Origin of the sequence: Streptomyces sp. NPDC101165 (genome assembly GCF_044768135.1) — a bacterium.
Lineage (GTDB): Bacteria > Actinomycetota > Actinomycetes > Streptomycetales > Streptomycetaceae > Streptomyces.
The window spans coordinates 202,121-228,643 of the sequence record NZ_JBIWPG010000016.1; the positions used below are offsets into that span (position 1 = coordinate 202,121).

At 71.5% G+C, this 26,523-nt stretch carries 27 protein-coding genes, 1 tRNA gene and 1 pseudogene; 11 read left to right on the top strand and 18 right to left on the bottom strand.

The window, feature by feature from the left end; all coding sequences use genetic code 11:
* Positions 1 to 70: 70 nt before the first annotated feature.
* Both ACIRVH_RS31585 and ACIRVH_RS31590 read right to left on the bottom strand, forming a co-directional pair.
* A complete protein-coding gene (locus ACIRVH_RS31585) occupies positions 71 to 283 on the bottom strand; it encodes a hypothetical protein (RefSeq protein WP_403960201.1) in 213 nt (70 codons plus the stop codon).
* An 80-nt stretch (positions 284 to 363) separates the two neighbouring features.
* A tRNA-Tyr gene (locus ACIRVH_RS31590) sits at positions 364 to 445 on the bottom strand.
* A gap of 212 nt (positions 446 to 657) precedes the next feature.
* On the opposite strand from ACIRVH_RS31590, the gene ACIRVH_RS31595 reads away from it, so the two are divergent.
* A complete protein-coding gene (locus ACIRVH_RS31595; RefSeq protein ID WP_145886731.1) occupies positions 658 to 1,146 on the top strand; it encodes a YajQ family cyclic di-GMP-binding protein in 489 nt (162 codons plus the stop codon).
* A 76-nt stretch (positions 1,147 to 1,222) separates the two neighbouring features.
* On the opposite strand, the gene ACIRVH_RS31600 is transcribed toward ACIRVH_RS31595, so the two are convergent.
* A complete protein-coding gene (locus tag ACIRVH_RS31600; protein ID WP_403960204.1) occupies positions 1,223 to 1,489 on the bottom strand; it encodes a GlsB/YeaQ/YmgE family stress response membrane protein in 267 nt (88 codons plus the stop codon).
* Between the two features lie 155 nt (positions 1,490 to 1,644).
* Between ACIRVH_RS31600 and ACIRVH_RS31605 the strand changes: the two genes are divergently transcribed.
* Positions 1,645 to 2,931, top strand: coding sequence for an APC family permease (locus ACIRVH_RS31605; RefSeq protein ID WP_403960207.1), 1,287 nt, complete (start codon positions 1,645 to 1,647; stop codon positions 2,929 to 2,931).
* Position 2,932: 1 nt separating this feature from the next.
* Here ACIRVH_RS31605 and ACIRVH_RS31610 read toward each other — a convergent pair whose 3' ends face one another.
* From ACIRVH_RS31610 to ACIRVH_RS31665, 12 genes are all read right to left on the bottom strand, one after another.
* Positions 2,933 to 3,325 (bottom strand): YccF domain-containing protein, encoded by a 393-nt coding sequence (locus tag ACIRVH_RS31610; protein ID WP_403960210.1) that lies wholly within the window; start codon positions 3,323 to 3,325, stop codon positions 2,933 to 2,935.
* Complete coding sequence (gene htpX / locus ACIRVH_RS31615; protein ID WP_386577155.1) at positions 3,322 to 4,185, bottom strand: zinc metalloprotease HtpX; 864 nt, start codon at positions 4,183 to 4,185, stop codon at positions 3,322 to 3,324. Before htpX ends, ACIRVH_RS31610 begins: the two co-directional genes overlap by 4 nt.
* A 214-nt stretch (positions 4,186 to 4,399) precedes the next feature.
* Complete coding sequence (locus ACIRVH_RS31620) at positions 4,400 to 5,923, bottom strand: NADH-quinone oxidoreductase subunit N (RefSeq protein WP_403960213.1); 1,524 nt, start codon at positions 5,921 to 5,923, stop codon at positions 4,400 to 4,402.
* On the bottom strand, positions 5,920 to 7,494 hold the full coding sequence (locus ACIRVH_RS31625) for an NADH-quinone oxidoreductase subunit M (protein WP_403960215.1): 1,575 nt from the start codon (positions 7,492 to 7,494) through the stop codon (positions 5,920 to 5,922). The genes ACIRVH_RS31620 and ACIRVH_RS31625 overlap by 4 nt, the downstream gene beginning before the upstream one ends.
* A gap of 6 nt (positions 7,495 to 7,500) precedes the next feature.
* Positions 7,501 to 9,522, bottom strand: a complete 2,022-nt coding sequence (locus ACIRVH_RS31630; RefSeq protein ID WP_403960218.1) for an NADH-quinone oxidoreductase subunit L — start codon at positions 9,520 to 9,522, stop codon at positions 7,501 to 7,503.
* Complete coding sequence (nuoK, locus tag ACIRVH_RS31635) at positions 9,519 to 9,905, bottom strand: NADH-quinone oxidoreductase subunit NuoK (RefSeq protein WP_403960221.1); 387 nt, start codon at positions 9,903 to 9,905, stop codon at positions 9,519 to 9,521. Before nuoK ends, ACIRVH_RS31630 begins: the two co-directional genes overlap by 4 nt.
* On the bottom strand, positions 9,905 to 10,549 hold the full coding sequence (locus tag ACIRVH_RS31640) for an NADH-quinone oxidoreductase subunit J (RefSeq protein ID WP_403960224.1): 645 nt from the start codon (positions 10,547 to 10,549) through the stop codon (positions 9,905 to 9,907). The genes nuoK and ACIRVH_RS31640 overlap by 1 nt, the downstream gene beginning before the upstream one ends.
* Positions 10,546 to 11,103, bottom strand: a complete 558-nt coding sequence (locus ACIRVH_RS31645) for a NuoI/complex I 23 kDa subunit family protein (RefSeq protein WP_403960226.1) — start codon at positions 11,101 to 11,103, stop codon at positions 10,546 to 10,548. The genes ACIRVH_RS31640 and ACIRVH_RS31645 overlap by 4 nt, the downstream gene beginning before the upstream one ends.
* Positions 11,103 to 12,071: an NADH-quinone oxidoreductase subunit H gene (locus ACIRVH_RS31650; RefSeq protein WP_381655411.1), complete on the bottom strand. Its 969-nt coding sequence runs from the start codon at positions 12,069 to 12,071 to the stop codon at positions 11,103 to 11,105. Before ACIRVH_RS31650 ends, ACIRVH_RS31645 begins: the two co-directional genes overlap by 1 nt.
* Positions 12,068 to 13,339 carry an NADH-quinone oxidoreductase subunit C gene (locus ACIRVH_RS31655; protein ID WP_403960230.1) on the bottom strand — a complete coding sequence of 424 codons (1,272 nt, stop codon included), beginning with the start codon at positions 13,337 to 13,339 and terminating at the stop codon, positions 12,068 to 12,070. The genes ACIRVH_RS31650 and ACIRVH_RS31655 overlap by 4 nt, the downstream gene beginning before the upstream one ends.
* Entirely contained in the window at positions 13,336 to 13,989 is a 654-nt protein-coding gene (locus ACIRVH_RS31660; RefSeq protein ID WP_403960233.1) for an NADH-quinone oxidoreductase subunit B, read from the bottom strand. Before ACIRVH_RS31660 ends, ACIRVH_RS31655 begins: the two co-directional genes overlap by 4 nt.
* Complete coding sequence (locus tag ACIRVH_RS31665) at positions 13,980 to 14,396, bottom strand: NADH-quinone oxidoreductase subunit A (protein ID WP_393467498.1); 417 nt, start codon at positions 14,394 to 14,396, stop codon at positions 13,980 to 13,982. Before ACIRVH_RS31665 ends, ACIRVH_RS31660 begins: the two co-directional genes overlap by 10 nt.
* 220 nt (positions 14,397 to 14,616) lie before the next feature.
* Between ACIRVH_RS31665 and ACIRVH_RS31670 the strand changes: the two genes are divergently transcribed.
* The 5 genes from ACIRVH_RS31670 (at position 14,617) to ACIRVH_RS31690 (ending at position 21,402) form a co-directional block, all read left to right on the top strand.
* The gene (locus ACIRVH_RS31670; RefSeq protein ID WP_403960236.1) at positions 14,617 to 15,804 is read left to right on the top strand and encodes a sensor histidine kinase; all 1,188 of its coding nucleotides are present in this window, start codon (positions 14,617 to 14,619) and stop codon (positions 15,802 to 15,804) included.
* A gap of 151 nt (positions 15,805 to 15,955) precedes the next feature.
* Complete coding sequence (locus ACIRVH_RS31675; RefSeq protein ID WP_403960239.1) at positions 15,956 to 17,320, top strand: sensor histidine kinase; 1,365 nt, start codon at positions 15,956 to 15,958, stop codon at positions 17,318 to 17,320.
* Positions 17,321 to 17,474: 154 nt separating this feature from the next.
* Positions 17,475 to 18,134, top strand: a complete 660-nt coding sequence (locus ACIRVH_RS31680; protein WP_315903872.1) for a response regulator transcription factor — start codon at positions 17,475 to 17,477, stop codon at positions 18,132 to 18,134.
* 285 nt (positions 18,135 to 18,419) lie between these two features.
* Complete coding sequence (locus ACIRVH_RS31685; RefSeq protein ID WP_403960241.1) at positions 18,420 to 20,348, top strand: 2-oxoacid:acceptor oxidoreductase subunit alpha; 1,929 nt, start codon at positions 18,420 to 18,422, stop codon at positions 20,346 to 20,348.
* Positions 20,341 to 21,402, top strand: coding sequence for a 2-oxoacid:ferredoxin oxidoreductase subunit beta (locus ACIRVH_RS31690; protein ID WP_403960244.1), 1,062 nt, complete (start codon positions 20,341 to 20,343; stop codon positions 21,400 to 21,402). The genes ACIRVH_RS31685 and ACIRVH_RS31690 overlap by 8 nt, the downstream gene beginning before the upstream one ends.
* Before the next feature lie 16 nt (positions 21,403 to 21,418).
* Here ACIRVH_RS31690 and ACIRVH_RS31695 read toward each other — a convergent pair whose 3' ends face one another.
* Positions 21,419 to 21,823: a winged helix-turn-helix transcriptional regulator gene (locus ACIRVH_RS31695; RefSeq protein ID WP_403960246.1), complete on the bottom strand. Its 405-nt coding sequence runs from the start codon at positions 21,821 to 21,823 to the stop codon at positions 21,419 to 21,421.
* Positions 21,824 to 21,915: 92 nt separating this feature from the next.
* On the opposite strand from ACIRVH_RS31695, the gene ACIRVH_RS31700 reads away from it, so the two are divergent.
* The 3 genes from ACIRVH_RS31700 to ACIRVH_RS31710 all read left to right on the top strand — a co-directional run bounded on the left by ACIRVH_RS31700 (position 21,916) and on the right by ACIRVH_RS31710 (position 24,357).
* On the top strand, positions 21,916 to 22,770 hold the full coding sequence (locus ACIRVH_RS31700) for an SDR family oxidoreductase (protein ID WP_403960249.1): 855 nt from the start codon (positions 21,916 to 21,918) through the stop codon (positions 22,768 to 22,770).
* 125 nt (positions 22,771 to 22,895) lie between these two features.
* Positions 22,896 to 23,846 carry an EamA family transporter RarD gene (gene rarD / locus ACIRVH_RS31705; protein WP_403960252.1) on the top strand — a complete coding sequence of 317 codons (951 nt, stop codon included), beginning with the start codon at positions 22,896 to 22,898 and terminating at the stop codon, positions 23,844 to 23,846.
* A 43-nt stretch (positions 23,847 to 23,889) separates the two neighbouring features.
* Complete coding sequence (locus ACIRVH_RS31710) at positions 23,890 to 24,357, top strand: VOC family protein (protein WP_403960254.1); 468 nt, start codon at positions 23,890 to 23,892, stop codon at positions 24,355 to 24,357.
* Positions 24,358 to 24,396: 39 nt separating this feature from the next.
* On the opposite strand, the gene ACIRVH_RS31715 is transcribed toward ACIRVH_RS31710, so the two are convergent.
* Positions 24,397 to 25,608 carry a hypothetical protein gene (locus tag ACIRVH_RS31715; protein ID WP_403960257.1) on the bottom strand — a complete coding sequence of 404 codons (1,212 nt, stop codon included), beginning with the start codon at positions 25,606 to 25,608 and terminating at the stop codon, positions 24,397 to 24,399.
* A gap of 205 nt (positions 25,609 to 25,813) precedes the next feature.
* On the opposite strand from ACIRVH_RS31715, the gene ACIRVH_RS31720 reads away from it, so the two are divergent.
* Positions 25,814 to 26,401 (top strand): flavodoxin family protein, encoded by a 588-nt coding sequence (locus tag ACIRVH_RS31720; RefSeq protein ID WP_403960259.1) that lies wholly within the window; start codon positions 25,814 to 25,816, stop codon positions 26,399 to 26,401.
* Between the two features lie 25 nt (positions 26,402 to 26,426).
* Here the strand turns inward: ACIRVH_RS31720 and ACIRVH_RS31725 are convergent.
* Positions 26,427 to 26,523 (bottom strand): annotated as a pseudogene (locus tag ACIRVH_RS31725) (ABC transporter permease); the annotation flags it as partial.

The window sequence follows — 26,523 nt, forward strand, 5'->3', positions numbered from 1 at the left end:
GCCGCCGGCCGTTCACCTGTCAGACCGTCAGAGGACTGGGCCGGCCGCCGGCCGTCCAGCCGTCAGACCGTCAGAAGAGAGGCAGCTGCCCGAGAAAGTCCGGCAGAACGTACCCGTCCAACGCCGGCTGGACCGCCCCGAGTTGAGCCTGCCGCCGCGATCCGGAACACGAGACGAGCTCCCCGCCCTCCCGCGCCCCGGGCGGGTCGTGCCGCGCAAAGCGCCCCGCGACGACGGCGATCTCGCGACGGCACACAGGACAGGTTCTGCGACGGGAGGCCATGCCGCCAGTGTGCCCGCCGCACAACGAAGAGACCCCCTCCACTCTGCGTTTCCGCAAGGTGGAGGGGGTCTTCCCCAGTGTGGCGGCGCCAGGATTCGAACCTGGGAAGGCTGAGCCGGCAGATTTACAGTCTGCTCCCTTTGGCCGCTCGGGCACACCGCCGGGGTTGCTGCCGTTCGAACCGCTTTTCGGCGGCGCTCCCTGGCAACGACGTAAACAATACCCGATGCCGAGGGGTGCTTCGCCACCCGATTCATCTGCGCCCCTCGGGTCCCAGGGTGGCTAGGCTGGGGCGGATGCGGCCCGGTGCCACGCCGGGCCAGGCGGCCGCCGCCACGCACCCGATTCGCACCCGATACAAGGAGCCACAGGACATGGCCGACTCCAGTTTCGACATCGTCTCGAAGGTCGAGCGGCAGGAGGTCGACAACGCCCTCAACCAGGCCGCCAAGGAGATCTCGCAGCGCTACGACTTCAAGGGCGTGGGTGCCTCGATCTCGTGGTCCGGTGACAAGATCCTCATGGAGGCGAACTCCGAGGACCGGGTCAACGCCGTCCTCGACGTCTTCCAGTCCAAGCTGATCAAGCGCGGCATCTCGCTCAAGGCGCTGGACGCGGGTGAGCCCCAGCTGTCCGGCAAGGAGTACAAGATCTTCGCGTCCATCGAGGAGGGCATCTCCCAGGAGAACGCGAAGAAGGTGGCGAAGATCATCCGCGACGAGGGCCCCAAGGGCGTGAAGGCCCAGGTCCAGGGCGACGAGCTGCGGGTCACCTCCAAGAGCCGCGACGACCTGCAGGCCGTGATCTCGCTGCTCAAGGGCAAGGACTTCGACTTCGCGCTGCAGTTCGTGAACTACCGGTAGGACACCGGCGGGAGACGAGCAGGAAGGGTGGGCACCGCACGGTGCCCACCCTTCCTTCGCACGTGGTGTGCGTCCGTCAGTCGCGCGAGTTGCCGAACAGGATGCGGTAGAGGATCAGCAGCACGAGCGATCCGCCGATCGCTGCGGCCCAGGTCGCGCCGTCGTAGAAGTTCTTGCTGATCGGGTGGTCCAGCCAGCGCGCCGATATCCAGCCGCCGATGAACGCGCCCGCGACGCCGATGAGGGTCGTGCCGATGAAGCCGCCCGGGTCGCGGCCCGGCAGCAGGACCTTGGCGATGGCTCCGGCCAGAAGCCCCAGGATGATCCAACCGATGATGCTCATGCCGTGAACCTGCCCTCCCGCGCTGTGTCCGCACTGTCCGGCCCTTGAGAATCCGGTGAGGATCGGCTGTCCGTCGCGCGCGTGTTCGTGCCGTGTCGATGAAGAGGACGTCACCGGTCCACCACGCGGTTGCGGCGATCAGTAGGGTGCGGCGCATGACTCCCTCCGACACCGGCCTGCGCCGCACCCTGGGCGTGCGGGACGCCGTGGTCGTCGGCCTCGGCTCGATGGTCGGGGCCGGCGTCTTCTCCGCCCTGGGCCCGGCCGCGCGCGCCGCCGGGCCGGGGCTGCTGATCGGGCTGGCCGTCGCGGCCATGGTGGCCTACTGCAACGCCATGTCCTCGGCCCGCCTGGCCGCCCTCTATCCGGCCTCCGGCGGCACGTACGTGTACGGCAGGGAGCGGCTGGGCGCGTTCTGGGGCTATCTCGCCGGCTGGGCGTTCGTGGTCGGCAAGACCGCCTCCTGTGCGGCCATGGCGCTCACCGTGGGGGCGTACGTGTGGCCGGGACAGGCGCACGCGGTGGCGGTGGCCGCCGTGGTGGCCCTGACCGCCGTGAACTACGGGGGCATCCAGAAGTCGGCCTGGCTGACGCGGGTGATCGTGGCCGTGGTGCTGGCCGTCCTCGCGTGTGTGGTGGTCGTGTGCCTGACCTCCCCAGAGGCCGACGCCGGGCGTCTCGGTATCGGGGTGTCGTCGGGTGTGGGCGGGGTGCTGCAGGCGGCCGGTCTGCTGTTCTTCGCGTTCGCCGGGTACGCGCGCATCGCGACCCTGGGCGAGGAGGTGCGGGATCCCGCGCGCACCATTCCGCGGGCCGTCCCGCTGGCGCTCGGGATCGCGCTGGTCGTCTACGTGGCCGTGGCGGTGGCCGTGCTCGCCGTCCTCGGCGCGGACCGGCTGGGGCACGCGGCGGCACCGCTGGTCGAGGTGGTGCGGGCGGCCGGGGCGCCGGGGCTCGCGCCCGTGGTGCGGGTGGGGGCCGCGGTGGCCGCGCTGGGGTCGCTGCTCGCGCTGATCCTCGGGGTGTCCCGGACGACGCTCGCCATGGCCCGGGACCGTCATCTGCCCCGGGCGCTGGCCGCCGTGCATCCGCGGTTCCAGGTCCCCCACCGGGCGGAGCCGGCCGTCGGCGCTGTGGTCGCCGTGCTGGCCGCGACGGTTGACGTGCGCGGCGCGATCGGCTTCTCCTCGTTCGGCGTGCTGGCCTACTACGCCGTCGCCAACGCCTCCGCCTGGACGCTGAGTCCGGCCCTGTCGGCACGCCTCGTGCCGACCGTGGGGCTGCTGGGCTGCGCGACGCTGGCGTTCGCCCTCCCGGCGGCATCGGTCGCCGTCGGGGCGGGCGTGCTGGCCGTGGGCGTGGTGGCCTACGGCGTACGGCGGTGGTGGGCGGGGCGCGGCTCCGACACGGCCGGTGCGGCCGACGAGGCCTCTGGGCGGTAGGTCAGCGCGCCGCGAACGGCTGGTCCGTGCGGACGATCTCGCGGCCCAGCGGCAGCAGGGAGACCGGGATCATCTTGAAGTTGGCGATCCCGAACGGGATGCCGATGATCGTCAGGCACAGGGCGATGCCGGTGGTGATGTGGGCGAGAGCCAGCCACCAGCCGGCCAGGATCAGCCACAGCACGTTGCCGATGCACGAGGGCGCGCCCGCGTCCCGGCGCTCGACCGTGGTGTACCCGAAGGGCCACAGGGCGTAGACGCCGATGCGGAACGCGGCGACTCCGAACGGGATGCCGATGATCGTGATGCACAGCAGCACGCCGGCGAGCAGGTAGGCGAGGAACAGCCAGAAGCCGCTCAGAACGAGCCAAATGACGTTCAGGATGGTCTTCACCGGTAGCGACCTGCCATCTTCTCGAGCCGGGCGATGCGTTCCGCCATCGGCGGGTGCGTGGAGAACATCTTGGACAGTCCCTGGCCCGCGCGGAAGGGGTTCGCGATCATCATGTGGCTCGCGGTCTCGATGCGGGGCTCAGGGGGCAGCGGGAGCTGCTGGGTGCCGACCTCCAGCTTGCGCAGGGCGCTGGCGAGGGCCAGCGGGTCGCCGGTGATCTGGGCGCCCGAGGCGTCCGCCTCGTACTCCCTGGAGCGGCTGATGGCCAGCTGGATGAGGGAGGCGGCGATGGGGCCCAGGATCATGATCAACAACAGGCCGAGCAGGCCCGGGCCGTCGTCGTCGTCCGAGCGGCCGACCGGGATCAGCCAGGCGAAGTTGACCAGGAACATGATCACCGAGGCGAGGGCGCCGGCCACGGAGGAGATCAGGATGTCGCGGTTGTAGACGTGGCTCAGCTCGTGGCCGATGACGCCGCGCAGCTCGCGCTCGTCGAGCAGGCGCAGGATGCCCTCGGTGCAGCACACGGCCGCGTTGCGCGGGTTGCGGCCGGTCGCGAAGGCGTTGGGTGCCTCCGTCGGGGAGATGTACAGGCGGGGCATGGGCTGGCGGGCCTGCGTGGACAGCTCGCGGACCATCCGGTACAGCGCGGGGGCCTCGAACTCGCTCACCGGGCGGGCACGCATCGCGCGGAGCGCCAGCTTGTCGCTGTTCCAGTACGCGTAGGCGTTCGTGCCCAGCGCGACCAGGACCGCCACGATCAGTCCCGTACGGCCGAAGAAGCTGCCGATGACGATGATGAGTGCGGACAGTCCCCCGAGGAGTACGGCGGTCCTGAGCCCGTTGTGCCGGCGGTGCACGGTACGCCCTCCAAGTCGTGCAGCAGGGGAACCCTTTGGTCCAGTGGACCCTCCCGCTCTGGTCAACGCCAGGCGGCTGCGGCAAGTTCCCTTGAGTGGGCGTCGGCGCACGTCGGCCGTACGGGTGACGTGCTCTTACGTCCTTCCGTACGCCTCTTGCTCCTCGCCGCGCGCGTGGGATCACGGGTGCCCCACGCGCGCGCGTGGCGCGTCCTCAGAACAGTCCGGTGGCCGCGAAGCGCAGGACCAGCTGGGGTGCGCCGGAGAGGACCACGCCGAGGACTCCGGTGAGGGCGAGCGCGGCGGTGAGGGGGGCCGGGACCCGGTGCCGGGCGGGGGTGCCCTCGGGGGCGCGGAACAGCAGGGCTGTCCACTGGAGGTAGTAGAAGAGGGCGATCACCACGTTGACGGCCATGACCACGGCGAGCCAGCCCAGGCCCGCGTCGACGGCCGACGCGAACACGGTGACCTTCGCGAACAGGCCGATGACGCCCGGCGGCAGTCCGGCGAGGCAGAGCAGGAAGAACGCCAGGAGGAGGGCGGCGGCCGGGTTGGACGCGTACAGGCCCCGGTAGTCGCTGAGCCGGTTCAGGGACTTCGTACGGCCCACCAGGGCGGCGACGGCGAAGGCACCGAGGTTCACGGCGCCGTACATGAGGGCGTACGCGACCGTGGAGCCGATCGCCTTCTGGCCGTCCTTGACGTACGCGGCGGCGGCGATCGGCACCAGGAGGTAGCCGGCCTGGCCGACCGAGGACCAGGCGAGCAGTCGTACGGCGCTGTACGCGCGCGTGGCCTGCTGGCGCAGGGCGCCGACGTTGCCGACGGTCATGGTGAGGGCGGCCAGCGCGGCGAGCGCGGGCCCCCAGACGTCGGCGTAGGACGGGAGGGCGACGACGGTGACGAGGATCAGGCCGGAGAAGCCGACGGCCTTGCCGACGACCGACAGATAGGCGGCGACGGGCAGCGGCGCGCCCACGTAGGTGTCGGGCACCCAGAAGTGGAACGGGACGGCGGCCGTCTTGAAGGCGAAGCCGACCAGAGTGAGGACGACGCCGGTCTGGACGAGGGTGTCGAGCCGGCCGTCGACGTGCTGGATCCGCTGGGCGATCTGGGTGAGGTAGAGGGTGCCGGTGGAGGCGTAGACGAAGCTGATGCCCATCAGGCTGACCGCGGTGGCGGTGACCGAGGACAGGAAGAACTTCAGGGCCGCCTCGGAGGACCGCTTGTCGCCGTGCCGGATGCCGACGAGGGCGAAGGCGGGCAGGGAGGCGACCTCCAGGGCGACGATCAGTGTGGCCAGGTCGCGGGAGGCGGGCAGCAGGGCGGCGCCGGCCGCGGAGGACAGGAGCAGGAACCAGAACTCCCCGGCCGGGACGCGCTGGTGATCGTCCCTGAGGTTCGTCACCGACATCAGGGCGGCCAGCAGGGCGCCGCCGAGGGCGAGGAACTGGATGACGAGGGTGAAGTGGTCGGCGGTGTAGCTGCACACGCTCGCGTCGCCGGGCAGGCAGAAGGTGCTGCGGTCGCCGTCCAGCAGCGGCAGCAGCATCAGTGTGGCCGTGGCGAGACCCGCGACGGAGATCCAGCCGAGGAGGGGCTTGCGTGCCTCGGGGACGAACAGGTCGGCGACGAGGACGGCGAGCCCGACCACCGCGGCGATGGTGGGCGGCGCGATCGCGAGCCAGTCGACGGACTGGACCGCGGACTGGGCCAGCGGCTGGGCCAGGGCGCTCATCGGGTGCCTCCTGCCAGGAGCTGCTGCACGGCCGGGTCGGTCAGGCCGAGCAGGACCCTCGGCCACAGTCCGGCGACGACGGTGAGGGCGACGAGCGGGGTCCAGGCCGCGAACTCGTAGCCGTGGACGTCCGCGAGCTTCGGCATGTCCTGCGGGGTGGCGCCCATGCAGACCCGGCGGACCACGATCAGCATGTACGCGGCCGTCAGCAGGGTGCCGAACGCGCCGATCGCCATGAAGGTGAGGAACGCGGGCCGGCTGAGGTCGGCGGCGGGGTTGAACGCGCCGAACAGGGCCAGCATCTCGCCCCAGAACCCGGCGAGTCCGGGCAGGCCGAGCGAGGCCACGGCGCCGAAGGCGAGCAGTCCGCCGAGGCGCGGGGCCTTGCCGTAGAGCGCGGCGCCGGTCTCCTCGGCGAGGGTGTCGAGGTCGGTGCTGCCGGTGCGGTCCTTGAGCGCGCCGACCAGGAAGAACAGGAGGCCGGTGATGAGGCCGTGGGCGATGTTGGCGAAGAGGGCGCCGTTCACGCCGGTCGGGGTCATGGTGGCGATGCCCAGCAGGACGAAGCCCATGTGGCCGACGGAGGAGTAGGCGATCAGCCGCTTCAGGTCGCCCTTCGCGCCCTGCTTGGCGAGGGCCAGACAGGCCAGGGACCCGTAGATGATCCCGACGACCGCGAACGCGGCGAGATAGGGCGCGAAGGTGTGGAAGCCGTTCGGCGCGATCGGCAGCAGGATCCGGACGAATCCGTACGTACCCATCTTCAGCAGGACGCCGGCCAGCAGGACCGAGCCGACGGTCGGGGCGGCGGTGTGGGCGTCGGGCAGCCAGCTGTGCAGCGGCCACATCGGCGTCTTGACCGCGAGCCCGAGACCGATCGTCAGAACGGCGATGACCTGCACGGATGCGGTCAGCGACCGGCCGTTGTCAGTGGCGAGTGCCACCATGTCGAACGTGCCCGCCTTGATTCCGATCAGGAGCAGGCCGAGCAGCATGACGACGGAGCCGAGCAGCGTGAACAGGATGAACTTCCACGCGGCGCGGGTCCGGCCCTCGCCGCCCCAGCGGGCGATGAGGAAGTACATCGGGATGAGCACCATCTCGAACGCGAGGAAGAACAGCAGCAGGTCGAGGACGGCGAAGGTCGCGAGGGTGCCGGACTCGAGCAGGAGCACCAGCGCGACGAACGCCTTCGGGGACGCTCCCGTCGGCGGCTTGAAGTACGAGTAGAGCGCGCAGAGGAAGGTCAGCAGCGCGGTCAGGACCAGAAGGGGGAGGGAGATGCCGTCGATGCCGAGGTGGATCCGCACGTCGAGTGCGGGGATCCAGCTGATGTCGGTCGTGGCCTGCATCTTCGACGGCTGGTCGTGGTCGAAGCCGAGCGCGAGGGCGAGCGCCGCGATGAGGATCGCGCCGGTCACGGTCACACCGTGCCGCAGCACGGCCTGCTCGGGCGACTTCCCCTTCAGCCCGGGCGGGGCCGGCAGGAGAGCGGCGACCGCACCGAGGAGCGGGCCGACGACGACGAATGCCAGAAGGAACTGCATCACGGACTCGTTGATATCGATCACGCCTGCTCACGCTCCCGTGGCGACGAGGAGGACGGTCACCGTCAGGACGACGGCACCGGCGAGCAGCGCGCTCACATAGGTCTGCACATTGCCGGTCTGGGCACGCCGCACCGCGGCCCCGAGCAGCCGGGGCAGGGCGGCCGCACCGCTCACGTAGGTGTCCACGACCGCGCTGTCGAGGAACCGCACGAGGCTCGCTCCGGCCTGCACCGGGCGGACGAACAGCACCGAGTAGACGGCGTCCAGGTGGAAGCCGACGGCCGCGTGCCGGTACAGCGGGCCGAGCAGCAGCCGCCCGGGGTCGGGCGCGTGGGCGAGGTCGCCGTAGGCCGGCCCGTGGTCGGCGAGGGCGTGGGCCTCGACCAGGCTCGCGTCGCCCTCCGGGTGGGCGGCGGCCTCGCCCTGGAGGCTCTCCCACTCGAAGGAGGGGGCGGGCGCTGCCGGGACGCGGGCGGCGAGCGCGCGGGTGCGCTGCCAGGTGCCGTAGGTGACGAGCCCGCCGACCACGGCGAGGCCGGTGCCGAGGACGGAGGTGAGGAGCGTCGGGGTCAGGTCGCGGCCGTCGAACCAGGCGGGCAGCGAGCGGTAGGCGAGCCCGCCGAAGGCCAGGGACGGTACGGCGAGGACCCACAGCACGACGGTCATCGTGAGCGGCTGGCGGCCGTGGTCGGGGGCTTCGGCGCCCTTGCCGCGGAAGGCCAGCAGCCACAGGCGCGTGGCGTAGGCGGCGGTGAGCAGGGCCGTGAGCAGACCGGCGACGAGGACGATCCAGCCCGCCGCGCCGGGGGCGTGGTCGGTGTGGCCGGTGGCCACGTGCTCGGCGGCGCCCAGGACGGACTCCTTGGAGAAGAAGCCGCTGAAGGGAGGGATCGCGGCGAGCGCGAGGAGCGCCACGGTCATCGTCCAGTAGGCGTCCGGGACGCGGTCGCGCAGGTGGCTCATGCGGGACATGGCGCCCAGCGAGTTGGTGCCGGCGGCGTGGATGATCACGCCGGCCGCGAGGAACAGCAGCGCCTTGAAGGCGCCGTGCGACAGGAGGTGGAAGACGGCGGCACCGCGGTCGCCGACGGCGAGGGCGCCGGTCATGTAGCCGAGCTGACCGATCGTCGAGTAGGCGAGGACGCGCTTGATGTCGTCCTGGGCGAGCGCGGCGAGGCCTGAGCCGGTCATCGTGACGGCGGCCATGACGGCGAGGACCACCATCGCGGCCTGGGACGCCTCGAACACCGGGAGGAGACGGGCGACGAAGTAGACACCGGCGGCGACCATCGTCGCGGCGTGGATCAGTGCCGAGACGGGCGTCGGGCCCGCCATCGCGTCGGGGAGCCAGGTGTGCAGCGGGAACTGGGCCGACTTGCCGGCCACGCCCGCGAGCAGCAGCAGGGCGATCAGGGTCGGGTGGCCGATGCCGCCGCTCGCCGCGGCGCCCAGGACGCGGGTGATCTGGAACGAGCCGGCGTCCGTGCCCAGGGCGAACAGGCCGATGAGGAACGGCACGTCACCGAGCTTGGTGACCAGGAAGGCCTTCAGGGAGGCGGCGCGGGCCTCGGGGGTCTCCCAGTAGTGGCCGACCAGGAAGTAGGAGCAGATGCCCATGACTTCCCAGCCGACCAGCAGCACGATCAGGTCGCCGGAGTAGACGACCACGAGCATCGCGGAGGTGAACAGGGAGACGAGGGCCGCGTACGAGGGGTAGCGCGGGTCGTCGCGCAGGTAGCCCGTCGAGTAGATCTGCACGCAGGTCGCGACGAAGGCGACCAGGACGGCGACGAGCGCGGCGAAGCCGTCGATGTCCAGGGACAGCTCGATCGGCACCGAACCGGTCGGGGTCAGCTCGGTGTGAGCCGTGATGGGCTGGCCGCCGCCCTGGCGTACGGCGACCAGCGCGGCCAGCACGAGCGCGGCGAGGGCCGGCAGTACGGCGAGCGGGCGGACGAATCCGGGGGCGGTGCGGCCCAGCAGCAGGCCGGCCGCGGCGCCCAGGAACGGCAGGAGGGGGACGAGGACGGCGAGGGTGGTGGTGGTCACGCGGTGGCCTCCGCCTTCTCGGCCGCGGAGGTGTCGGTGCCGGGGCCGTCGGTGTCGTCGCCGTGGCCCTCGGCGGTGTCGCGGAGCTTGTCGATGTCGGAGGTGCCGCGGTTGCGGTACACGGCGAGCACGATCGCCAGGCCGATGCCGATCTCGGCGGCGGCGATGGCGATGGTGAACAGGGTCAGCGCCTGACCGGAGTGCAGGGTGTCCTCGGCGGCCCGGCTGAGCCAGACGTCGAAGGCGACCAGGTTGAGGTTGACGGCGTTGAGCATCAGCTCGACCGACATCAGGACCAGGATCGCGTTGCGGCGGGCGAGGACGCCGTACAGGCCGGTGCAGAAGAGGAGGGCGGAGAGAACGGCGGGGTAGGCGAGGTGCATCAGCGGGCGCCTTCCTTCTCGCCGGGAACGGTCACGGGGGTGGCCGGGGTGCCGGAGGCGGTGGCCGGTGTGCCGGAGGCCTCGCCGGTCGTACCGGAGGCCGTGTCCGCCTTCGCCTTGCGGGACAGGACGATCGCGCCCACCAGGGCGGCGAGGAGGAGGACGGAGAGGGCCTCGAAGGGCAGGACCCAGTTCTGGAAGAGGCTCTCGCCGGTGACCCGGGTGGTACCGGCGGGCGGGCCGGTCAGGTCGATCCAGGTCGTGCGGAACGCGTCGACGACCACCCACACCAGGGCGCCGGCGGCGGCCACCGCGACGGCGAGGGCGATCCAGCGGTTGCCGGAGTCGGCGTCCGGCGAGCGGCCGATGGGGGCCTTGGTGAGCATCAGGCCGAACAGGAGGAGGACGACGACGGAGCCGACGTAGATGAGGACCTGCACCCAGGCGATGAACTCGGCGGTGAGCAGGAGGTACTCGACGGCGAGGCCGCCGAGCGTGACCACCAGCCACAGGGCGGCGTGCACCAGCTGCCGGGTGGTGACGGTGACGAGGGCCGCGCCGAAGGTGACCAGGCCGACGAGCAGGAAGGCGATCTCGACACCGGTCGGGGACAGGAAGCCGTGCTGGGCTGCGGCGAGACTCACGACTCCCCCTCCTGCGGTTCGGCCTGTGCGGCGGCGAGCTTCTCGACGGTCTTGCGGGCGGCGGCGATCTCCTTCGGCTCCTCCGCGCCGGCGTCCAGGGCGGGCGGCGCCGGGACGGTCCACATCCACTCGCGGAGCTTGTCGCGCTCGTGGGTGAGTTCGCGGATGTCGGTCTCGGCGTACTCGAACTCCGGGGACCAGAACAGCGCGTCGAAAGGACAGACCTCGATGCAGATACCGCAGTACATGCACAGGGAGAAGTCGATGGCGAACCGGTCGAGGACGTTGCGGCTGCGCTCGCGGCCGCCGGGGGCGGCCGGCGGGACCGTCTCCTTGTGGGAGTCGATGTAGATGCACCAGTCCGGGCACTCGCGGGCGCACAGCATGCAGACCGTGCAGTTCTCCTCGAACAGGCCGATCACCCCACGGGTGCGGGGCGGCAGTTCGGGCTGGACGTCCGGGTACTGCTCGGTGACGTGTTTCCTCGTCATCGTGCGCAGGGTGACGGCCAGGCCCTTGGCGAGGCCGGAGCCGGGGATCGACGGGCGGGACATTACGAGATCACCACCTTGACGATGCCGGTGAGGGCGATCTGGGCGAGGGAGAGAGGGACGAGGAGGGTCCAGGAGAGCTTCTGGAGCTGGTCCTCGCGCAGACGGGGGTAGGTGACGCGGAGCCAGATGACGACGAAGGCGAGGATCGCCGTCTTCAGCAGGGTCCAGAGCCAGCCGAGACCGTCGGCGCCCCAGGGGCCGTGCCAGCCGCCCAGGAAGAGGACGGTGGTCAGACCGCACAGGACGATGATCCCGGCGTACTCGGCGAGCAGGAACAGCGCGAAGCGCAGGCCGGTGTACTCGGTGTACGCGCCGAAGATGATCTCCGAGTCGGCGACGGGCATGTCGAAGGGCGGACGCTGCAGTTCGGCGAGGCCGGCCACGAAGAACACGACGGCGCCCACGATCTGCCAGGGCAGCCACCACCAGTGGAAGGCGTGCAGGATGCCCGGCAGGGAGACGGTGCCGGCCGCCATGGCCACCGAGGCCGCGGCGAGCAGCATCGGGAGTTCGTAGGCGAGCAGTTGGGCGGCCGTGCGCAGGCCACCGAGCAGGGAGAACTTGTTCGCGCTGGCCCAGCCGGCCATGAGCGAGCCGAGGACGCCCACGCCCATCACCGCGAGCACGAAGAAGACGCCCGCGTCCAGGACCTGGCCGACCGCTCCCTCGCTCGGCCCGATCGGGATGGCGAGCAGCACGAGCAGGTACGGCAGCAGGGCCACGGCGGGGGCCAGCTGGAAGACGCGGCGGTCGGCGCCCGCCGGGACCACGTCCTCCTTCTGCGCGAACTTCACGCCGTCGGCGATGAGCTGGGCCCAGCCGTGGAAACCGCCCGCGTACATCGGGCCGAGGCGGCCCTGCATGTGGGCCATCACCTTGTGCTCGGTCTGGCCGACGATGAGGGGGAAGGTCAGGAAGACGACGAACACGGCCACGAGTCGCAGGGCGACGTCCAGCGCGTCGTTCACTGCGGGCCTCCTGTGGGATCGTCGGGGGTGTCGGGGGTGTCAGCGCTGTCGGAGGTGCTCTGGTCCTCGGGCGCCTCGGGGGCTTCGGGGGCCTGGGGTGCTTCTGATGCCTTGGGTGCTACGGGCTGCGGCTCGGGCGCCCGGTTCTCCTCGGGTACCTGCTCGTGCTCCGGTGCCTGCTGCGGCTGCGGTGCCTGCTCGGGCTGCGGTGCCTGCTCAGGCTCTGACGCCTGCTCCGGCTCCGGTGCCTGCTCCGGCTTCTGCTGTTCCTCGAACGCCGGGCGCGCGTGGTGCCAGGGGGCGTCCGAGCTGCGCGGGGTGCGCTGGGAGGTCGAGCCTTCCGAGGCGCTGCGTGCGCGGCGCGGACCTGCCGGTGCATCCGCCGCAGCCCCGGCCGCCGCCTGGCTCGTCGAGCCCTCGCTCGCGCTCCTCGTCCGACGCGGCCGCGCGGCAGCACCGCCGGCCCCGGCCGCTCCAGCCGCTCCAGCCGCTCCAGCCGCTCCAGCCGCTCCAGCCGCTCCAGCCGCTCCAGCCGCAGTCTCCTCGGTCTGGCCGGCCGCCTGGCTGGCCGAGCCCTCCGCCGCCGTGCGCGCCCGCCGTACCGGACGCTCGCCGGGCGCGGCGCGCTCCCCTGCCGCACGCGCCGGCCGCTCCCCCGCCGCGCGGGCCGGACGGGCAGGACGGGCCGGGGCAGGGGGCAGCTGGCCCTTCAGCGGGCCCCATTCGTTCGGGTCCGGGACACCCGGCGGGAGCATCTGGCGGCGCTTGGGGCCGCCGTGCTCGGACTCGCCCGGCTCCTTGGCGCCGGGCCAGGCCTTGGCCACGCGGGCGGCGAGGACGAAGTCCTTGCGCAGGGGGTGGCCCTCGAAGGTCTCCGGGAGGAGGAGGTGGTCCAGGCCCGGGTGGCCCTCGAAGTCGACCCCGAACATCTCGTGGGTCTCGCGCTCGTGCCAGGCGGCGCCCGCGTAGACGCCGACGGCGGAGGGCAGGGCCGGCGCCTCGTGCGGGACCGTCGTCCGCAGGAGCAGGCGGCGGACCGGCGCGAGGGCGACGACGTGGGCGGAGACCCGGAAGCCCGTGCCCGGTTCGTCGACGGCGCTCAGCCAGTCGAAGTAGGTGCAGGACAGGGTCGTACGGGCCGTCTCCAGGGCGGTGAGCCAGGAGGACGGCGGGACGTCCACCGTCAGGAGCTCGTACGCTTCCTCGGCCGTGGCCTCCGGACCGAAGAGCTCCTCGGCGGGGGCGGGCAGCCAGCCGGCCGTGCTCATCGCGCGCCCTCCTCAGGCGAACCCGAGGCCGCAGCCGAGGCCGAGGCAGGTGCCGGGGGCTGCACCAGGCCGCTCTGCAGAGCGGCGGCGGACGGCCGGTGGTGGGAGGCGTACCGCTCCTCCAGCGACTCGCGGGCGATCTTCTCCTGGAGCTTGAGGATGCCCTGGAGCAGCGCCTCGGGCCGCGGCGGGCAGCCGGGGACGTACACGTCGACCGGGATGATCTGGTCGACGCCCTTGGTGACGGAGTAGGAGTCCCAGTACGGGCCGCCGCAGTTGGAGCAGGCGCCGAAGGAGATGACGTACTTGGGTTCCGGCATCTGCTCGTACAGGCGCTTCACGGCCGGGGCCATCTTGTCCGTGACCGTGCCGGAGACGACCATCAGGTCGGCCTGGCGGGGGCCCGGCGCGAAGGGGATGACGCCGAGGCGGATGAAGTCGTGGCGGGCCATCGACGCGGCGATGAACTCGATCGCGCAGCAGGCGAGGCCGAAGTTGAAGACCCAGAGCGAGTAGCGGCGGCCCCAGTTCAGGACCACCTTCATGGGCTCGGGCGCGAGCCGGGCGAGGGCGCCCAGCCGCTTCGGCTCGGGAAGCAGGAGAGGCTCTGCACCGGACGGGCTCACGTCACCGGACGGGTTCACGCCCATGTCAGGACCCCCTTCTTGTAGGCGTACAGCAGGCCCACGGCGAGGAAGCCGAGGAAGATGAACATCTCCACCAGGGTCGTCGCGCCGTAGCCGGGGGCGGCGAAGACCGTCGCCCAGGGGAACAGGAAGATCGAGTCGACCGCGAAGATCACGTAGAGGAAGGCGTAGACGTAGTAGCGGACCTGGGTGTGGGCCCAGCCCTCGCCGACGGGGTCGACGCCGCATTCGTAGGTCAGGAGTTTCTCGGGGGTGGGCACGACCGGACGCAGCAGCCGACCGGCGCCGAACGCGACCGCGACGAAGAGCACGCCGATGAGGGCGAGCAGTCCCACGACCGAGTAGGACCGGAAGTAGCCGGCCGCGACGTCCGCCGCGGCGATCGTCGAGTGCCCCAACGTCTCCCGCACCGTCCGCCCTCGCTCCCTGACCTCGTGACTTGGTGAACCCTGTGATGCAACGTGATTCGAGGATCTGTACGCACGGGAGTCTAGGCCCTGATAAAGACGCGGTAAGCAGCCCGTCACACCGTGAGATGTGGGGAGCGTGCGGAGGGTGGGGTTTTCCCCCGGAAACAGGGGCGGTGGACCGCATGGCGCAAGGGGTGCCGGGCACGGCAGGCTGGCCGTTATGACCGCTCCCGCCTCCGCCGCCGACCGGACCGACGGCCCCGACCGTGTGCCTCCGGCCCGGTTCGCCCTCGCCGTGCACACCTGGAAGGAGATCGCGCATCTCCTGCTGAACCTGCCGGTGGCGCTGCTCGGCTTCACCTACGTGTTCACCGTGGTGTTGGTCAGCGGGGTCCTCACCCTCACGGTGATCGGACTCCCGCTGCTGGCCGTCTGCCTGCTGGGCGCCCGGCAACTGGGCAAGCTGGAGCGGATCCGGTCCCGGGCGCTGCTCGGGGTGCGGGTCGAGGAGCCGACGCCGCTGCCGATCGCCAGGGGCGGGGGGCCGATGCAGCGCCTGTGGCTGGCGCTGAAGGACCCGGTGGGCTGGCGGACGCTGCTGTACGACTTCATCCGGCTGCCCTGGGGGATCCTCACCTTCACCCTCGTGCTGACCTCCCTGTTCGTGCTGTGGCCGGTGCTGCCGTTCATCACGCGGGGACTGGCCAACGTGGACCGGGCGATGGTGCGCGGGCTGCTGTCGCCCTCCGACGAGCTGGAACGCCGTATCGCCGAGCTGGAGTCGGACCGCGGGATCGTGGTCGACACCGCGGCCGCCGATCTGCGCCGCATCGAGCGGGACCTGCACGACGGGGCGCAGGCCCGGCTGGTGAACCTGGCGATGGGCCTCGGCCTGGCCAAGGAGAAGCTGCGGGAGGGCCAGGCCGACGAGCATGTCGCCACGATGGTGGCGGAGGCGCACGGCGAGGTGAAGCTCGCGCTGCAGGAACTGCGGGATCTCGCCCGGGGCATCCATCCGGCCGTGCTGACCGACCGGGGCCTGGACGCGGCCCTCTCCTCGGTCGCCTCCCGCTGCACAGTCCCGGTGGCGGTGACGGCGGACCTGCCGGCCCGGCCGGCCCCCGCCATCGAGGGCATCGCCTACTTCACCGTCTCCGAACTGCTGCAGAACATCAGCAAGCACAGCCGGGCGCGCTCGGCCTCGGTGGAGGTGTGGCGCTCGGACGACCGGCTGCTCATCCAGGTCCGGGACGACGGCCGCGGCGGCGCCAGCCTGGAGGGCGGCAGCGGGATGCGGGGGCTGGCGGAGCGGCTGGGCGCCGTGGACGGCCTGTTCGTGGTCGACTCGCCGGTCGGCGGCCCGACGGTGGTCACGGCGGAGCTGCCCTGGCGGGACCGCAAGGAGTAGCCGCACCCCGGCGCACCCCGCACGCCCTCGGAGGGTGGGGAAAACCCCCGGCTCAAGAGGCCGACGGCCTCCATGGCCCGGGAAGCCGCCGCACACCAGGCTGGGAGACACGGCAGCACGCCGCCAGGACGAGGAGAACGGGACGACACCGATGGCCACGGAGTACGGACAGGAGTACGGGCAAGGACACGGGCACCCGGCCGGATCCGGCTTCCCCGCCCCCGACGGGGAGCGGCGCCACCTGCTGCCCGCCGCGCTGCGGGCGCCGATCGAGGCGCGCAGCTGGCGCGAGTTCGGTTACGTGCTGCTGAGCCTGCCGATCGCGGTCGTGCTGTTCAGCTGGACGGTCACCATGGTGGCGCTCGGCGCGGGCCTGCTGGTGACCTTCCTCGGGATCCCCGTGCTGGCGGCGGCGCTCGCTGGCTGCCGCGGCTTCGGCGCGCTGGAGCGCACGCGCGCGCGTGCGCTGCTGCGCCTGGAGGTGGCCGACCCGGAGCCGCTGCGGGCGCGCCGGCCGGGCGCGTTCGGGTGGATGGGCGCGGTGCTGAAGAGCGGCACGTCGTGGCGGCATCTGCTGTACGCGCTGCTGCAGTTCCCGTGGGCGGTGTTCTCGTTCGTCGTGGCGGTGAACTTCTGGGCGTACGGCTGGGTGCTGCTGACGTACCCGCTGTGGTTCTGGGTGTTCCCGATGTACGGCGGCCAGGGCGGCCTGCAGCTGTACGGCGACGCGCAGCACAGCGTCTATCTCGACAACCCGTTCGAGATCACCGTGACCGCGCTGGTCGGCCTGCTGTTCACGCTGGCCACGCCCTGGATCGTGCGCGGCCTGACCACGGTGGACGGGTTGCTGGTGCGCGGGCTGCTCGGGCCGTCGCGGCTGTCGGCGCGGGTCGTGGAGCTGGAGTCGGACCGCGGGATCGTGGTCGACACCGCGGCCGCCGATCTGCGCCGTATCGAGCGGGACCTGCACGACGGGGCGCAGGCCCGGCTGGTGAGCCTGGCCATGGATCTGGGCCTGGCCAAGGAGAAGCTGCAGGAGGACCCGCAGGCGGCGGCCCGGATGGTGGAGGAGGCCCATGGCGAGGTGAAGACGGCCCTGCAGGAGCTGCGCGACCTCGCGCGCGGGATCCATCCGGCCGTGCTGACCGACCGGGGCCTGGACGCGGCCCTCTCCTCGGTCGCCTCCCGCTGCACGGTCCCGGTGCGGGTGGAGGTCGACCTGCCGGCCCGGCCGGCACCGGCGATCGAGGGCATCGCCTACTTCACCGTCTCCGAGCTGCTGCAGAACATCAGCAAGCACAGCCGGGCGCGCTCGGCGTCGGTCGACGTGTGGCACGCGGAGGACCGGCTGATGCTCCAGGTCATGGACGACGGGGTGGGCGGCGCGGACGCGACCCGGGGCTCGGGCCTGGCGGGCCTGGCCGGCCGTCTGGATGCGGTGGACGGAGTCCTGGTGGTGGACTCACCGGCCGGCGGCCCCACCCGGGTGATCGCCGAGCTGCCCTGGCGGGCCTGAGGGTGCACGCCGACCGCGGTACGGCCTCCTGCGACATCCCGTGTGATTCCCCGGCTCCTGCGCACGACGGCCCGAATGCTGGAATGCTGGACCTTCGTACAGGACACCGTCGGAAGGTCGGGCTGTGGGGGGCCGGGAGATCGTGGAGGACAGGGTGCGGGTCGTCATCGCCGAGGACTCGGTGCTGCTCAGGGAGGGCCTGACCCGGTTGCTGACCGACCGCGGGCACGATGTCGTGGCGGGCGTCGGGGACGCGGAGGCGCTGATCAAGACCATCGCCGACCTGGATGCGCAGGGCACGCTGCCCGACGTGGTGGTGGCGGACGTACGGATGCCGCCGACGCACACCGACGAGGGCGTGCGGGCGGCCGTACGGCTGCGCAAGGCGCACCCCGGGCTCGGGGTGCTGGTGCTGTCGCAGTACGTGGAGGAGCGCTACGCCACCGAACTGCTGGCCGGTTCCAGCCGGGGCGTGGGCTATCTGCTCAAGGACCGGGTCGCCGAGGTGCGGGAGTTCGTGGACGCCGTGGTGCGGGTGGCCGAGGGCGGTACGGCGCTGGACCCCGAGGTGGTCGCGCAGCTGCTCGGGCGCAGCCGCAAGCAGGACGTGCTGGCGGGGCTCACCCCGCGTGAGCGCGAGGTGCTGGGGCTGATGGCGGAGGGCCGGACCAACTCGGCGATCGCCCGGCAGCTGGTGGTCAGCGACGGGGCCGTGGAGAAGCACGTCAGCAACATCTTCCTGAAGCTCGGGCTCTCCCAGAGCGACGGCGATCACCGGCGTGTTCTGGCCGTTCTCACGTACCTGAACTCATAACGGGCTGACACTGTGTCAGCAGCGTGTCAGTCCGTCCGGCTTCTGTGGAGACCGGACGTCCGGGTGGGAGGCCGCAGGAGACAACCGGGAAATACGCGGGGAGCGTCTTGATCGATGCTCCAGTGATACGGGAAATCATGAGCAGTCAGCGCGACCAGCCGTCCCGAAAAGCCGCCCGTCCGCGGATGGCCACGGGAAGGCGACCCTAACCGACGTAGGGTTGATACCGGGAAGGTCCCTGGGACGACCATCCCCGGACAGCCGCCTCGAAGGAGGTCCAGTTCAGTGACCAGTCAGGTCAGCAGCCCAGCGGAGCAGGCCGACGGAACCGTCGTGGGAGAGCAGCGCAAACCGGGCGGAGCCAAGGACGTGCGGCGCCTGGATCGGGTGATCATCCGGTTCGCGGGGGACTCGGGTGACGGCATGCAGCTCACCGGTGACCGGTTCACCTCGGAGACCGCGTCCTTCGGTAACGACCTCTCCACCCTGCCGAACTTCCCCGCCGAGATCCGCGCCCCTGCCGGCACCCTGCCCGGCGTCTCCTCGTTCCAGCTCCACTTCGCCGACCACGACATCCTCACCCCGGGCGACGCGCCGAACGTGCTGGTCGCGATGAACCCGGCCGCCCTGAAGGCCAACATCGGCGACCTGCCGCGCGGCGCCGAGATCATCGTCAACACGGACGAGTTCACCAAGCGTGCCCTGCAGAAGGTCGGCTACACCGCCTCCCCGCTGGAGGACGGCTCGCTGGACGGCTACAGCCTGCACCCCGTGCCGCTGACCAGCCTCACCGTCGAGGCGCTGAAGGAGTTCGACCTCTCCCGCAAGGAGGCCGAGCGCAGCAAGAACATGTTCGCCCTCGGGCTGCTGAGCTGGATGTACCACCGGCCCACCGAGGGCACCGAGAAGTTCCTGCGGAGCAAGTTCGCCAAGAAGCCCGACATCGCGGCCGCCAACATCGCCGCGTTCCGGGCGGGCGTGAACTTCGGCGAGACGACCGAGGACTTCGCGGTCTCCTACGAGGTCGCCCCGGCCACCGAGGCCTTCCCGGTCGGCACCTACCGCAACATCTCCGGCAACCTGGCCCTCGCCTACGGCCTGATCACCGCGTCGCAGCAGGCGGATCTGCCGCTGTTCCTGGGCTCGTACCCGATCACGCCGGCGTCGGACATCCTGCACGAGCTGAGCAAGCACAAGAACTTCGGCGTGCGGACCTTCCAGGCGGAGGACGAGATCGCCGGCATCGGAGCGTCGCTGGGGGCGGCCTTCGGCGGCTCGCTCGCGGTGACGACGACGAGCGGTCCCGGCGTGTCGCTCAAGAGCGAGACGATCGGCCTGGCGGTCTCCCTGGAGCTGCCGCTGCTGATCGTGGACATCCAGCGCGGCGGCCCCTCGACCGGCCTGCCGACCAAGACCGAGCAGGCGGACCTGCTGCAGGCGATGTTCGGCCGCAACGGCGAGGCCCCGGTCCCGGTCATCGCCCCGAAGACCCCGGGCGACTGCTTCGACGCGGCCCTGGAGGCCGCCCGGATCGCGCTGACCTACCGCACCCCGGTGTTCCTGCTCTCCGACGGCTATCTGGCCAACGGCTCCGAGCCGTGGCGGATCCCGGACCTGGACGAGCTGCCGGACCTGCGCGTGCAGTTCGCCTCCGGCCCGAACCACACCCTGGAGGACGGCACCGAGGTCTTCTGGCCGTACAAGCGGGACCCGCAGACCCTGGCCCGCCCGTGGGCGATCCCGGGCACGCCGGGCCTGGAGCACCGCATCGGCGGCATCGAGAAGCAGGACGGCACGGGCAACATCTCCTACGACCCGGCCAACCACGACTTCATGGTCCGCACCCGCCAGGCCAAGATCGACGGCATCGACGTGCCGGACATCGAGGTCGACGACCCGCACGGGGCGAAGACGCTGGTCCTGGGCTGGGGCTCGACGTACGGGCCGATCACGGCCGCGGTACGGCGGCTGCGCAAGGCCGGCGAGTCGATCGCACAGGCCCATCTGCGCCATCTCAACCCGTTCCCGCGCAATCTCGGAGCGGTGGTCACCTCGTACGACAAGGTGGTGATCCCCGAGATGAACCTCGGGCAGCTCGCCACCCTGATCCGGGCGAAGTACCTGGTCGACGCGCACTCGTACAACCAGGTCAACGGCATGCCGTTCAAGGCGGAACAGCTCGCCGCCGCGCTGAAGGAGGCCATCGATGACTGACGCCACCCACTCGCTGCTGCAGCTGGTCCCCAAGGCCGAGGCCAAGCAGTCCATGAAGGACTTCAAGTCCGACCAGGAGGTGCGCTGGTGCCCGGGCTGCGGTGACTACGCGATCCTGGCCGCCGTCCAGGGGTTCATGCCGGAGCTGGGCCTGGCGAAGGAGAACATCGTCTTCGTCTCGGGCATCGGCTGCTCCTCCCGTTTCCCGTACTACATGAACACCTACGGGATGCACTCCATCCACGGCCGCGCCCCGGCCATCGCGACGGGCCTGGCGTCCTCCCGCCGGGACCTGAGCGTGTGGGTGGTCACCGGTGACGGCGACGCCCTGTCCATCGGCGGCAACCATCTGATCCACGCCCTGCGCCGCAACGTCAACCTCAAGATCCTCCTGTTCAACAATCGGATCTACGGCCTGACCAAGGGGCAGTACAGCCCGACCTCCGAGGTCGGCAAGATCACCAAGTCGACCCCGATGGGCTCGCTGGACGCGCCGTTCAACCCGGTGTCGCTGGCGATCGGCGCGGAGGCGTCCTTCGTCGCGCGCACGATCGACTCCGACCGCAAGCACCTGACCGAGGTGCTGCGCGCGGCCGCCGACCACCCGGGCACGGCCCTGATCGAGATCTACCAGAACTGCAACATCTTCAACGACGGCGCCTTCGACGCCCTGAAGGACAAGCAGCAGGCGGACGAGGCGCTGATCCGCCTGGAGCACGGGCAGCCGATCCGGTTCGGCACCGACGGCACGCGTGGTGTCGTACGGGACCGGCAGACCGGCGACCTGAGGGTGGTGACGGTGACCCCGGAGAACGAGGCGGACCTCCTGGTGCACGACGCGAAGTCCGCGTCCTCCACCACCGCCTTCGCCCTCTCCCGGCTGGCCGACCCCGACACGCTGCACCACACCCCGATCGGTGTGTTCCGCTCCGTCGAGCGGCCGGTGTACGACGTCCAGATGTCCGAGCAGCTGGACACGGCCATCGAGCAGCACGGCAAGGGCGACCTGGCCGCGCTGCTGGCCGGCGGGGACACCTGGACGGTCGTCGGCTGATCTCGTCGCTCTGTGATCACGAGGCCCGGGAGCGGAGTTCCCGGGCCTCGTCGTACGTCTGACGGGCCTTCTCCACCTCGCCCATGCGGTCGTGCGTCCACTGCGCCAGGGACCGCACCTGCTCCGCCGCCTCCCGGCCCAGGGGGCTGAGCGAGTAGTCGACACGGGGCGGGATGACCGGCTTGGCGTCCCGGTGGACCAGGCCGTCGCGCTCCAGGGTCTGCAGGGTCTGGGTGAGCATCTTCTCGCTGATGCGGCCCACCTGGTCGATCGCCCGCCGCAGCTCGCTGAACCGCCGCGAGCCCTCCATCAGCTCGATCAGGACGAGCACGCCCCAGCGGCTGGTGACGTGCTCCAGGACGAGCCGGTAGGGGCACATGGCCTCGGCTCCGGTGCGCGCACGCGCATTACTTACTGCCATGCCCGTACCTTACTTCAAAGTGGGTACTTTCGCTTGGTTAGTGCACCTCCTAGGGTTAGTGCCATAGCCACCCCACAAGGAGTCTGTGAACCATGAGCATCGTCGTCACCGGAGCCACCGGACACCTCGGCCGTCACGTCGTGGAACAGCTGCTGGAGAAGGTTCCGGCAGACCAGATCACCGCAGTCGTCCGCGACGAGGCGAAGGCCGCCGACTTCGCGGCCCGCGGGGTGAAGCTCGCGGTCGCCGACTACAACGCGCCCGAGACCTTCGACGGCCTGTTCGCGGCCGGCGACAAGGTCCTGCTGATCTCCGGCAACGAGTTCGACAAGGGCCGGGTCCAGCAGCACCGGGTCGTCATCGACGCCGCCAAGGCGGCCGGCGTGGCACTGCTCGCGTACACCAGCGCCCCGGGCAGCCTCGAGGCCGCGCTCGCCGACGACCACCGGGCCACCGAGGAGGCGCTGCTCGCCTCCGGCCTGCCCTACAGCCTGCTGCGCAACGGCTGGTACCACGAGAACTACACCGAGAACCTGGCCCCGGTACTGGAGCACGACGCGGTCGTCTCGGCGGCCGGCGAGGGCCGGGTCTCCTCGGCCTCCCGCGCCGACTACGCGGCCGCCGCGGCCGCCGTGCTGACCGGCGAGGGCCACGAGAACACGACGTACGAGCTGGGCGGCGACGTGGCGTGGAGCTTCGCCGAGTACGCGGCCGAGCTGAGCCGGCAGACCGGCAGGGAGATCGCCTACAACGCCGTCACCGGTGAGGTCATGAAGGGCATCCTGGCGGGCGCCGGCGTGCCCGGGCCGTTCGTCGAGATCCTCGTCGGCGTCGACGCGTCCATCGAGAAGGGCGAACTCGTCGTCTCCTCCGGCGACCTGTCCCGCCTGGCCGGCCGCCCGACCACCCCGCTCGCCGAGGCGGTCGCCGCCGCGCTCAAGGGCTGACAGCTCGAGTGACTGACCCGCGCCTCCGCCTGTCATGACCGTATGCCGATACGGGCATGACAGACGGGGGTGCTCGGCGCTACCTTCGTTCTCGCGTGCGTGAGTGAGGCGAGAAGGAGGGGCCCGTGGCCGGGACGTCCAAGGGAGAACACCGGGCAGGCCTGCTGAACGGCTTCGCCGCGTACGGCATGTGGGGACTGGTCCCGCTGTTCTGGCCGCTGATGAAGCCCGCCGGAGCCCTGGAGATCCTGGCCCACCGGATGGTGTGGTCCCTCGTCTTCGTCGCCGTCGCCCTGCTCGTCGTACGGCGCTGGGCCTGGGCCGGGGAGCTCCTGCGGCAGCCGCGGCGGCTCGGCCTCATCGCGCTCGCCGCGGCCGTCATCACCGTGAACTGGGGCGTCTACATCTGGGCCGTGAACGCCGGCCATGTGGTCGAGACGTCCCTCGGGTACTTCATCAACCCGCTGGTGACCATAGCGATGGGCGTGCTGATCCTGAAGGAGCGGCTGCGGCCCGTGCAGTGGGTCGCGGTCGGGGTCGGCGTCGCCGCCGTGGTCGTCCTGACCGTCGGCTACGGCCGTCCGCCATGGATCTCGCTCTGTCTCGCCTTCTCGTTCGCCACCTACGGGCTGGTGAAGAAGAAGGTCGCCCTCGGCGGCATCGAGTCGCTGGCCGCCGAGACCGCGATCCAGTTCCTGCCCGCGCTCGCCTTTCTGCTCTGGCTGACCGCGCACGGCCGGTCCACCTTCGCGAGCGAGGGTGCGGGGCACACGGCCCTGCTCGCCTCGACCGGCATCGTCACGGCGCTACCACTGGTCTGCTTCGGTGCGGCGGCGATCCGCGTGCCCCTGTCCACGCTGGGCCTGCTGCAGTACCTGGCCCCCGTCTTCCAGTTCCTGCTCGGCGTCCTCTACTTCCACGAGGAGATGCCCGCCGCGCGCTGGGCCGGCTTCGCGCTGGTCTGGCTGGCGCTGATCCTGCTCACCACCGACGCGCTGCGTGCCGCGAGGAGGCCGCGGGCGATCATCGTGCCGCCCCGCGCCGAGACGCCCAGCACCGCCGCGGTGGACGCCTGACGCAGGGGCCGGCTGTCAGTGGCGGGCGCTATAAGTGGTGCCCATGTCGACGCAGACGCCCGCACCACTGCACTGGAAGCTCGTCATCGACGCGGCCGACCCGCACGCGCAGGCCGACTTCTGGGCCGCCGCGCTGCACTACACGACCGAGGACAACAGCGCTCTCGTCGAACGGCTGCTGTCGCTCGGCGCGCTGCCCGAGGAGGCCACGGTCGAGCACCACGGCCGCCCCGCCTTCCGTGACCTGATCGCCGTACGGCACCCCGACGACCCCTACGACCCGGACTCCGGCACCGGGCTGGGGCGGCGGCTGCTGTTCCAGCGCGTCCCCGAGGCGAAGTCCGGCAAGAACCGGCTCCACCTCGACCTGCACCCCGGCGCCGGGCGGCGCGCGGACGAGGTGGCCCGGCTGACCGCCCTCGGCGCACGGGTCCTGCGCGAGGTGAAGGAGCCCGCCGGCGCGTGGACGGTGATGGCGGACCCGGAGGGCAACGAGTTCTGCGTGCAGTAGCCCCCGGGGGGCGTGCGAACAGGGGGGGCGTGCCGCCGGTTACGCCTGCGCCTGCGCCGCCTTGGCCGCGCGGTCGGTCAGGCGGACCATGCGGGCGCGGGCCGACTCCAGGGGCTGCGGGTCCTCGGCCGCGGGTCCCGGCTCCGCCGTGAGGTCCGTCCACAGGTCGATCAGGTCGCGGCCCATCCGCAGGCCCTCCTGCGGGTCGCGCACGGCCCGCCAGGCGGTGGCCGCGCTCCGCACGTTGCCGTAGGCGCCCTCGGCGTCCGCGGCCTGCCGGCGCATCCGGGCGAGGTCCAGGGAAAGGTCGAAGGAGCGGACCGGGTCGCTCGCCAGGTAGGCGATGTAGGCGGTCAGTTCGCGCAGGTGCAGCACCTCGGGGTGGCGGGGGCCCAGCACCCCGGAGGCCTCGACGACCGTGCGGTCGGCCAGTTCCGCCGCGGCCTCGATACGGCCGCTGCAGACCGCCTCGTTGATCCGCGCCATCGGCTCGGTCAGCAGCTCGGCGCCCTCCGCGGTCTCGGTCACGGGCTCGTCCCTGAGCACCTCCTCGGCCACGGCGTCGAAGCCGCGGGCGGGAGTGGGGGTCGGGGGCGCGACCGGGGCGGGCTCGGGGTCGAGCAGGGGGGCGACGGCCAGGGTGGACGCGGGCACAGGGGCGGGCCTCAGGGCGGGGGCGGGCACGAAGTCGACCTTCGGAGCGGAGGCGGACACGAGGTCGGCCTTCTGAGCGGAGGCGGACACGAGGTCGACCTTCGGAGCGGAGGCGCTCTCGGGTACGGCGACGGAGGCGGGAGGCGCATCCACGGCGTCCGGTACGGCGGCGCGGGCCGAGGGCGCGTCCATGAGCGGCGGCGGGCCGAACTGCCCGGTGGGCGCCTGGACCGCGCCCGACGCGGCCGGGGAAACCGGCTTCGGGGAGGCAGGCCGCGTGGAACCCGGCTGCGGGCCCCGCGGAGCGACCCGGACCGGGTCTCCCGCCACCCTGCTGGAGCCGTCCGCCGAGACCTCGAGGGGGACCACGCAGCCGGCGAGGTCGTCGTGGATCGTGGCTCGTATGGGGGTGCCCAGGCTGATGGCCAGGCGCTGGAGGTGGTTCAGCACGGCGTGCTGGATCTCCTCGCCCGGAGCCGCGACGACCGCCGTCCCGCCCACCGAGGCACTGCCCGCGCCGGACACCCGGACCTGCACCACCGCAGGGTGTGTCACGGGCTGCTGCACCCGCTTCTTCTCGAAGCTGAGTCGAGACATCGGTTCCCTCACTCCCCCGGCGTCGCACCCCGGTCGTACGCGTCCTACCAACCAGTCTGTCGGCTCAGCTCGGTTCCCGCGTCACCGCGACGTCACAGCCTCGCACCAGCCGCACCCCTGACGCCTCTTGAAACGAACTGGTTGCGTGTGCATAAAATGCATGCGCTGGCATTCGCGGATTGACATCGCTCGCTTTGGGGGACCCATGAGCCGCCGTTTCCTGTTCGTCCTGGGCAGTGCCCGCCTCGACGGCAACACCGAACTGCTGGCCCGTGAGGCCGCCGCGCAGCTGCCCGGAGACGTCGAGCAGCGGTGGATCCGCCTGGCCGAGCACCCGCTGCCCGACTTCGTGGACGTGCGGCACGACAGCGATCACGTACGACCGCCCGCGGACACCGAGACCGGCCTGCTGCTGGACGCCACGCTCGCGGCCACGGACATCGTGATCGCCTCGCCGCTGTACTGGTACTCGGTCTCCGGCCTCACCAAGCGGTACCTGGACTACTGGTCGGGCTGGCTGCGCACCCCGGGCGTCGACTTCAGGGCGGCGATGGCCGGGGGCACGCTGTGGGGTGTCGCGGCGCTCGCCGACCGGGAGCCGTCGGTCGCCGAACCCCTCGTCGGCACGCTCAACAACTCGGCCGCGTATCTGAACATGCGCTTCGGCGGGGTGCTGTTCGGCAACGGCAGCGCGCCCGGGGACGTACGGAAGGACACCGACGCGCTGGCGCGCGCCAAGACGTTCTTCGCGCAGGAGGCGCCCCTCGCGCGCTTCCCGCACCAGGACGCCTGAGCCGTCCCGCGCGGCTCGCCGCGCCCTATGTGTTGATGTCCTTCGTCGTGAACCGCGCCCAGGCCGCCGAGCCGAACACGGCTGCGTACAGCGCTTGGAGGCCGAGGTTCCTGACCAGGTCG

Bases quoted from the DNA above. Each gene is read 5' to 3' on its own strand.
- ACIRVH_RS31585 (WP_403960201.1), bottom strand. From the start codon at position 283: ATGGCCTCCCGTCGCAGAACCTGTCCTGTGTGCCGTCGCGAGATCGCC.
- ACIRVH_RS31595 (WP_145886731.1), top strand. From the start codon at position 658: ATGGCCGACTCCAGTTTCGACATCGTCTCGAAGGTCGAGCGGCAGGAG.
- ACIRVH_RS31600 (WP_403960204.1), bottom strand. From the start codon at position 1,489: ATGAGCATCATCGGTTGGATCATCCTGGGGCTTCTGGCCGGAGCCATC.
- ACIRVH_RS31605 (WP_403960207.1), top strand. From the start codon at position 1,645: ATGACTCCCTCCGACACCGGCCTGCGCCGCACCCTGGGCGTGCGGGAC.
- ACIRVH_RS31620 (WP_403960213.1), bottom strand. From the start codon at position 5,923: ATGAGCGCCCTGGCCCAGCCGCTGGCCCAGTCCGCGGTCCAGTCCGTC.
- nuoK (WP_403960221.1), bottom strand. From the start codon at position 9,905: ATGCACCTCGCCTACCCCGCCGTTCTCTCCGCCCTCCTCTTCTGCACC.
- ACIRVH_RS31645 (WP_403960226.1), bottom strand. From the start codon at position 11,103: ATGTCCCGCCCGTCGATCCCCGGCTCCGGCCTCGCCAAGGGCCTGGCC.
- ACIRVH_RS31655 (WP_403960230.1), bottom strand. From the start codon at position 13,339: ATGAGCACGGCCGGCTGGCTGCCCGCCCCCGCCGAGGAGCTCTTCGGT.
- ACIRVH_RS31660 (WP_403960233.1), bottom strand. From the start codon at position 13,989: ATGGGCGTGAACCCGTCCGGTGACGTGAGCCCGTCCGGTGCAGAGCCT.
- ACIRVH_RS31670 (WP_403960236.1), top strand. From the start codon at position 14,617: ATGACCGCTCCCGCCTCCGCCGCCGACCGGACCGACGGCCCCGACCGT.
- ACIRVH_RS31675 (WP_403960239.1), top strand. From the start codon at position 15,956: ATGGCCACGGAGTACGGACAGGAGTACGGGCAAGGACACGGGCACCCG.
- ACIRVH_RS31690 (WP_403960244.1), top strand. From the start codon at position 20,341: ATGACTGACGCCACCCACTCGCTGCTGCAGCTGGTCCCCAAGGCCGAG.
- ACIRVH_RS31695 (WP_403960246.1), bottom strand. From the start codon at position 21,823: ATGGCAGTAAGTAATGCGCGTGCGCGCACCGGAGCCGAGGCCATGTGC.
- ACIRVH_RS31700 (WP_403960249.1), top strand. From the start codon at position 21,916: ATGAGCATCGTCGTCACCGGAGCCACCGGACACCTCGGCCGTCACGTC.
- ACIRVH_RS31710 (WP_403960254.1), top strand. From the start codon at position 23,890: ATGTCGACGCAGACGCCCGCACCACTGCACTGGAAGCTCGTCATCGAC.
- ACIRVH_RS31715 (WP_403960257.1), bottom strand. From the start codon at position 25,608: ATGTCTCGACTCAGCTTCGAGAAGAAGCGGGTGCAGCAGCCCGTGACA.
- ACIRVH_RS31720 (WP_403960259.1), top strand. From the start codon at position 25,814: ATGAGCCGCCGTTTCCTGTTCGTCCTGGGCAGTGCCCGCCTCGACGGC.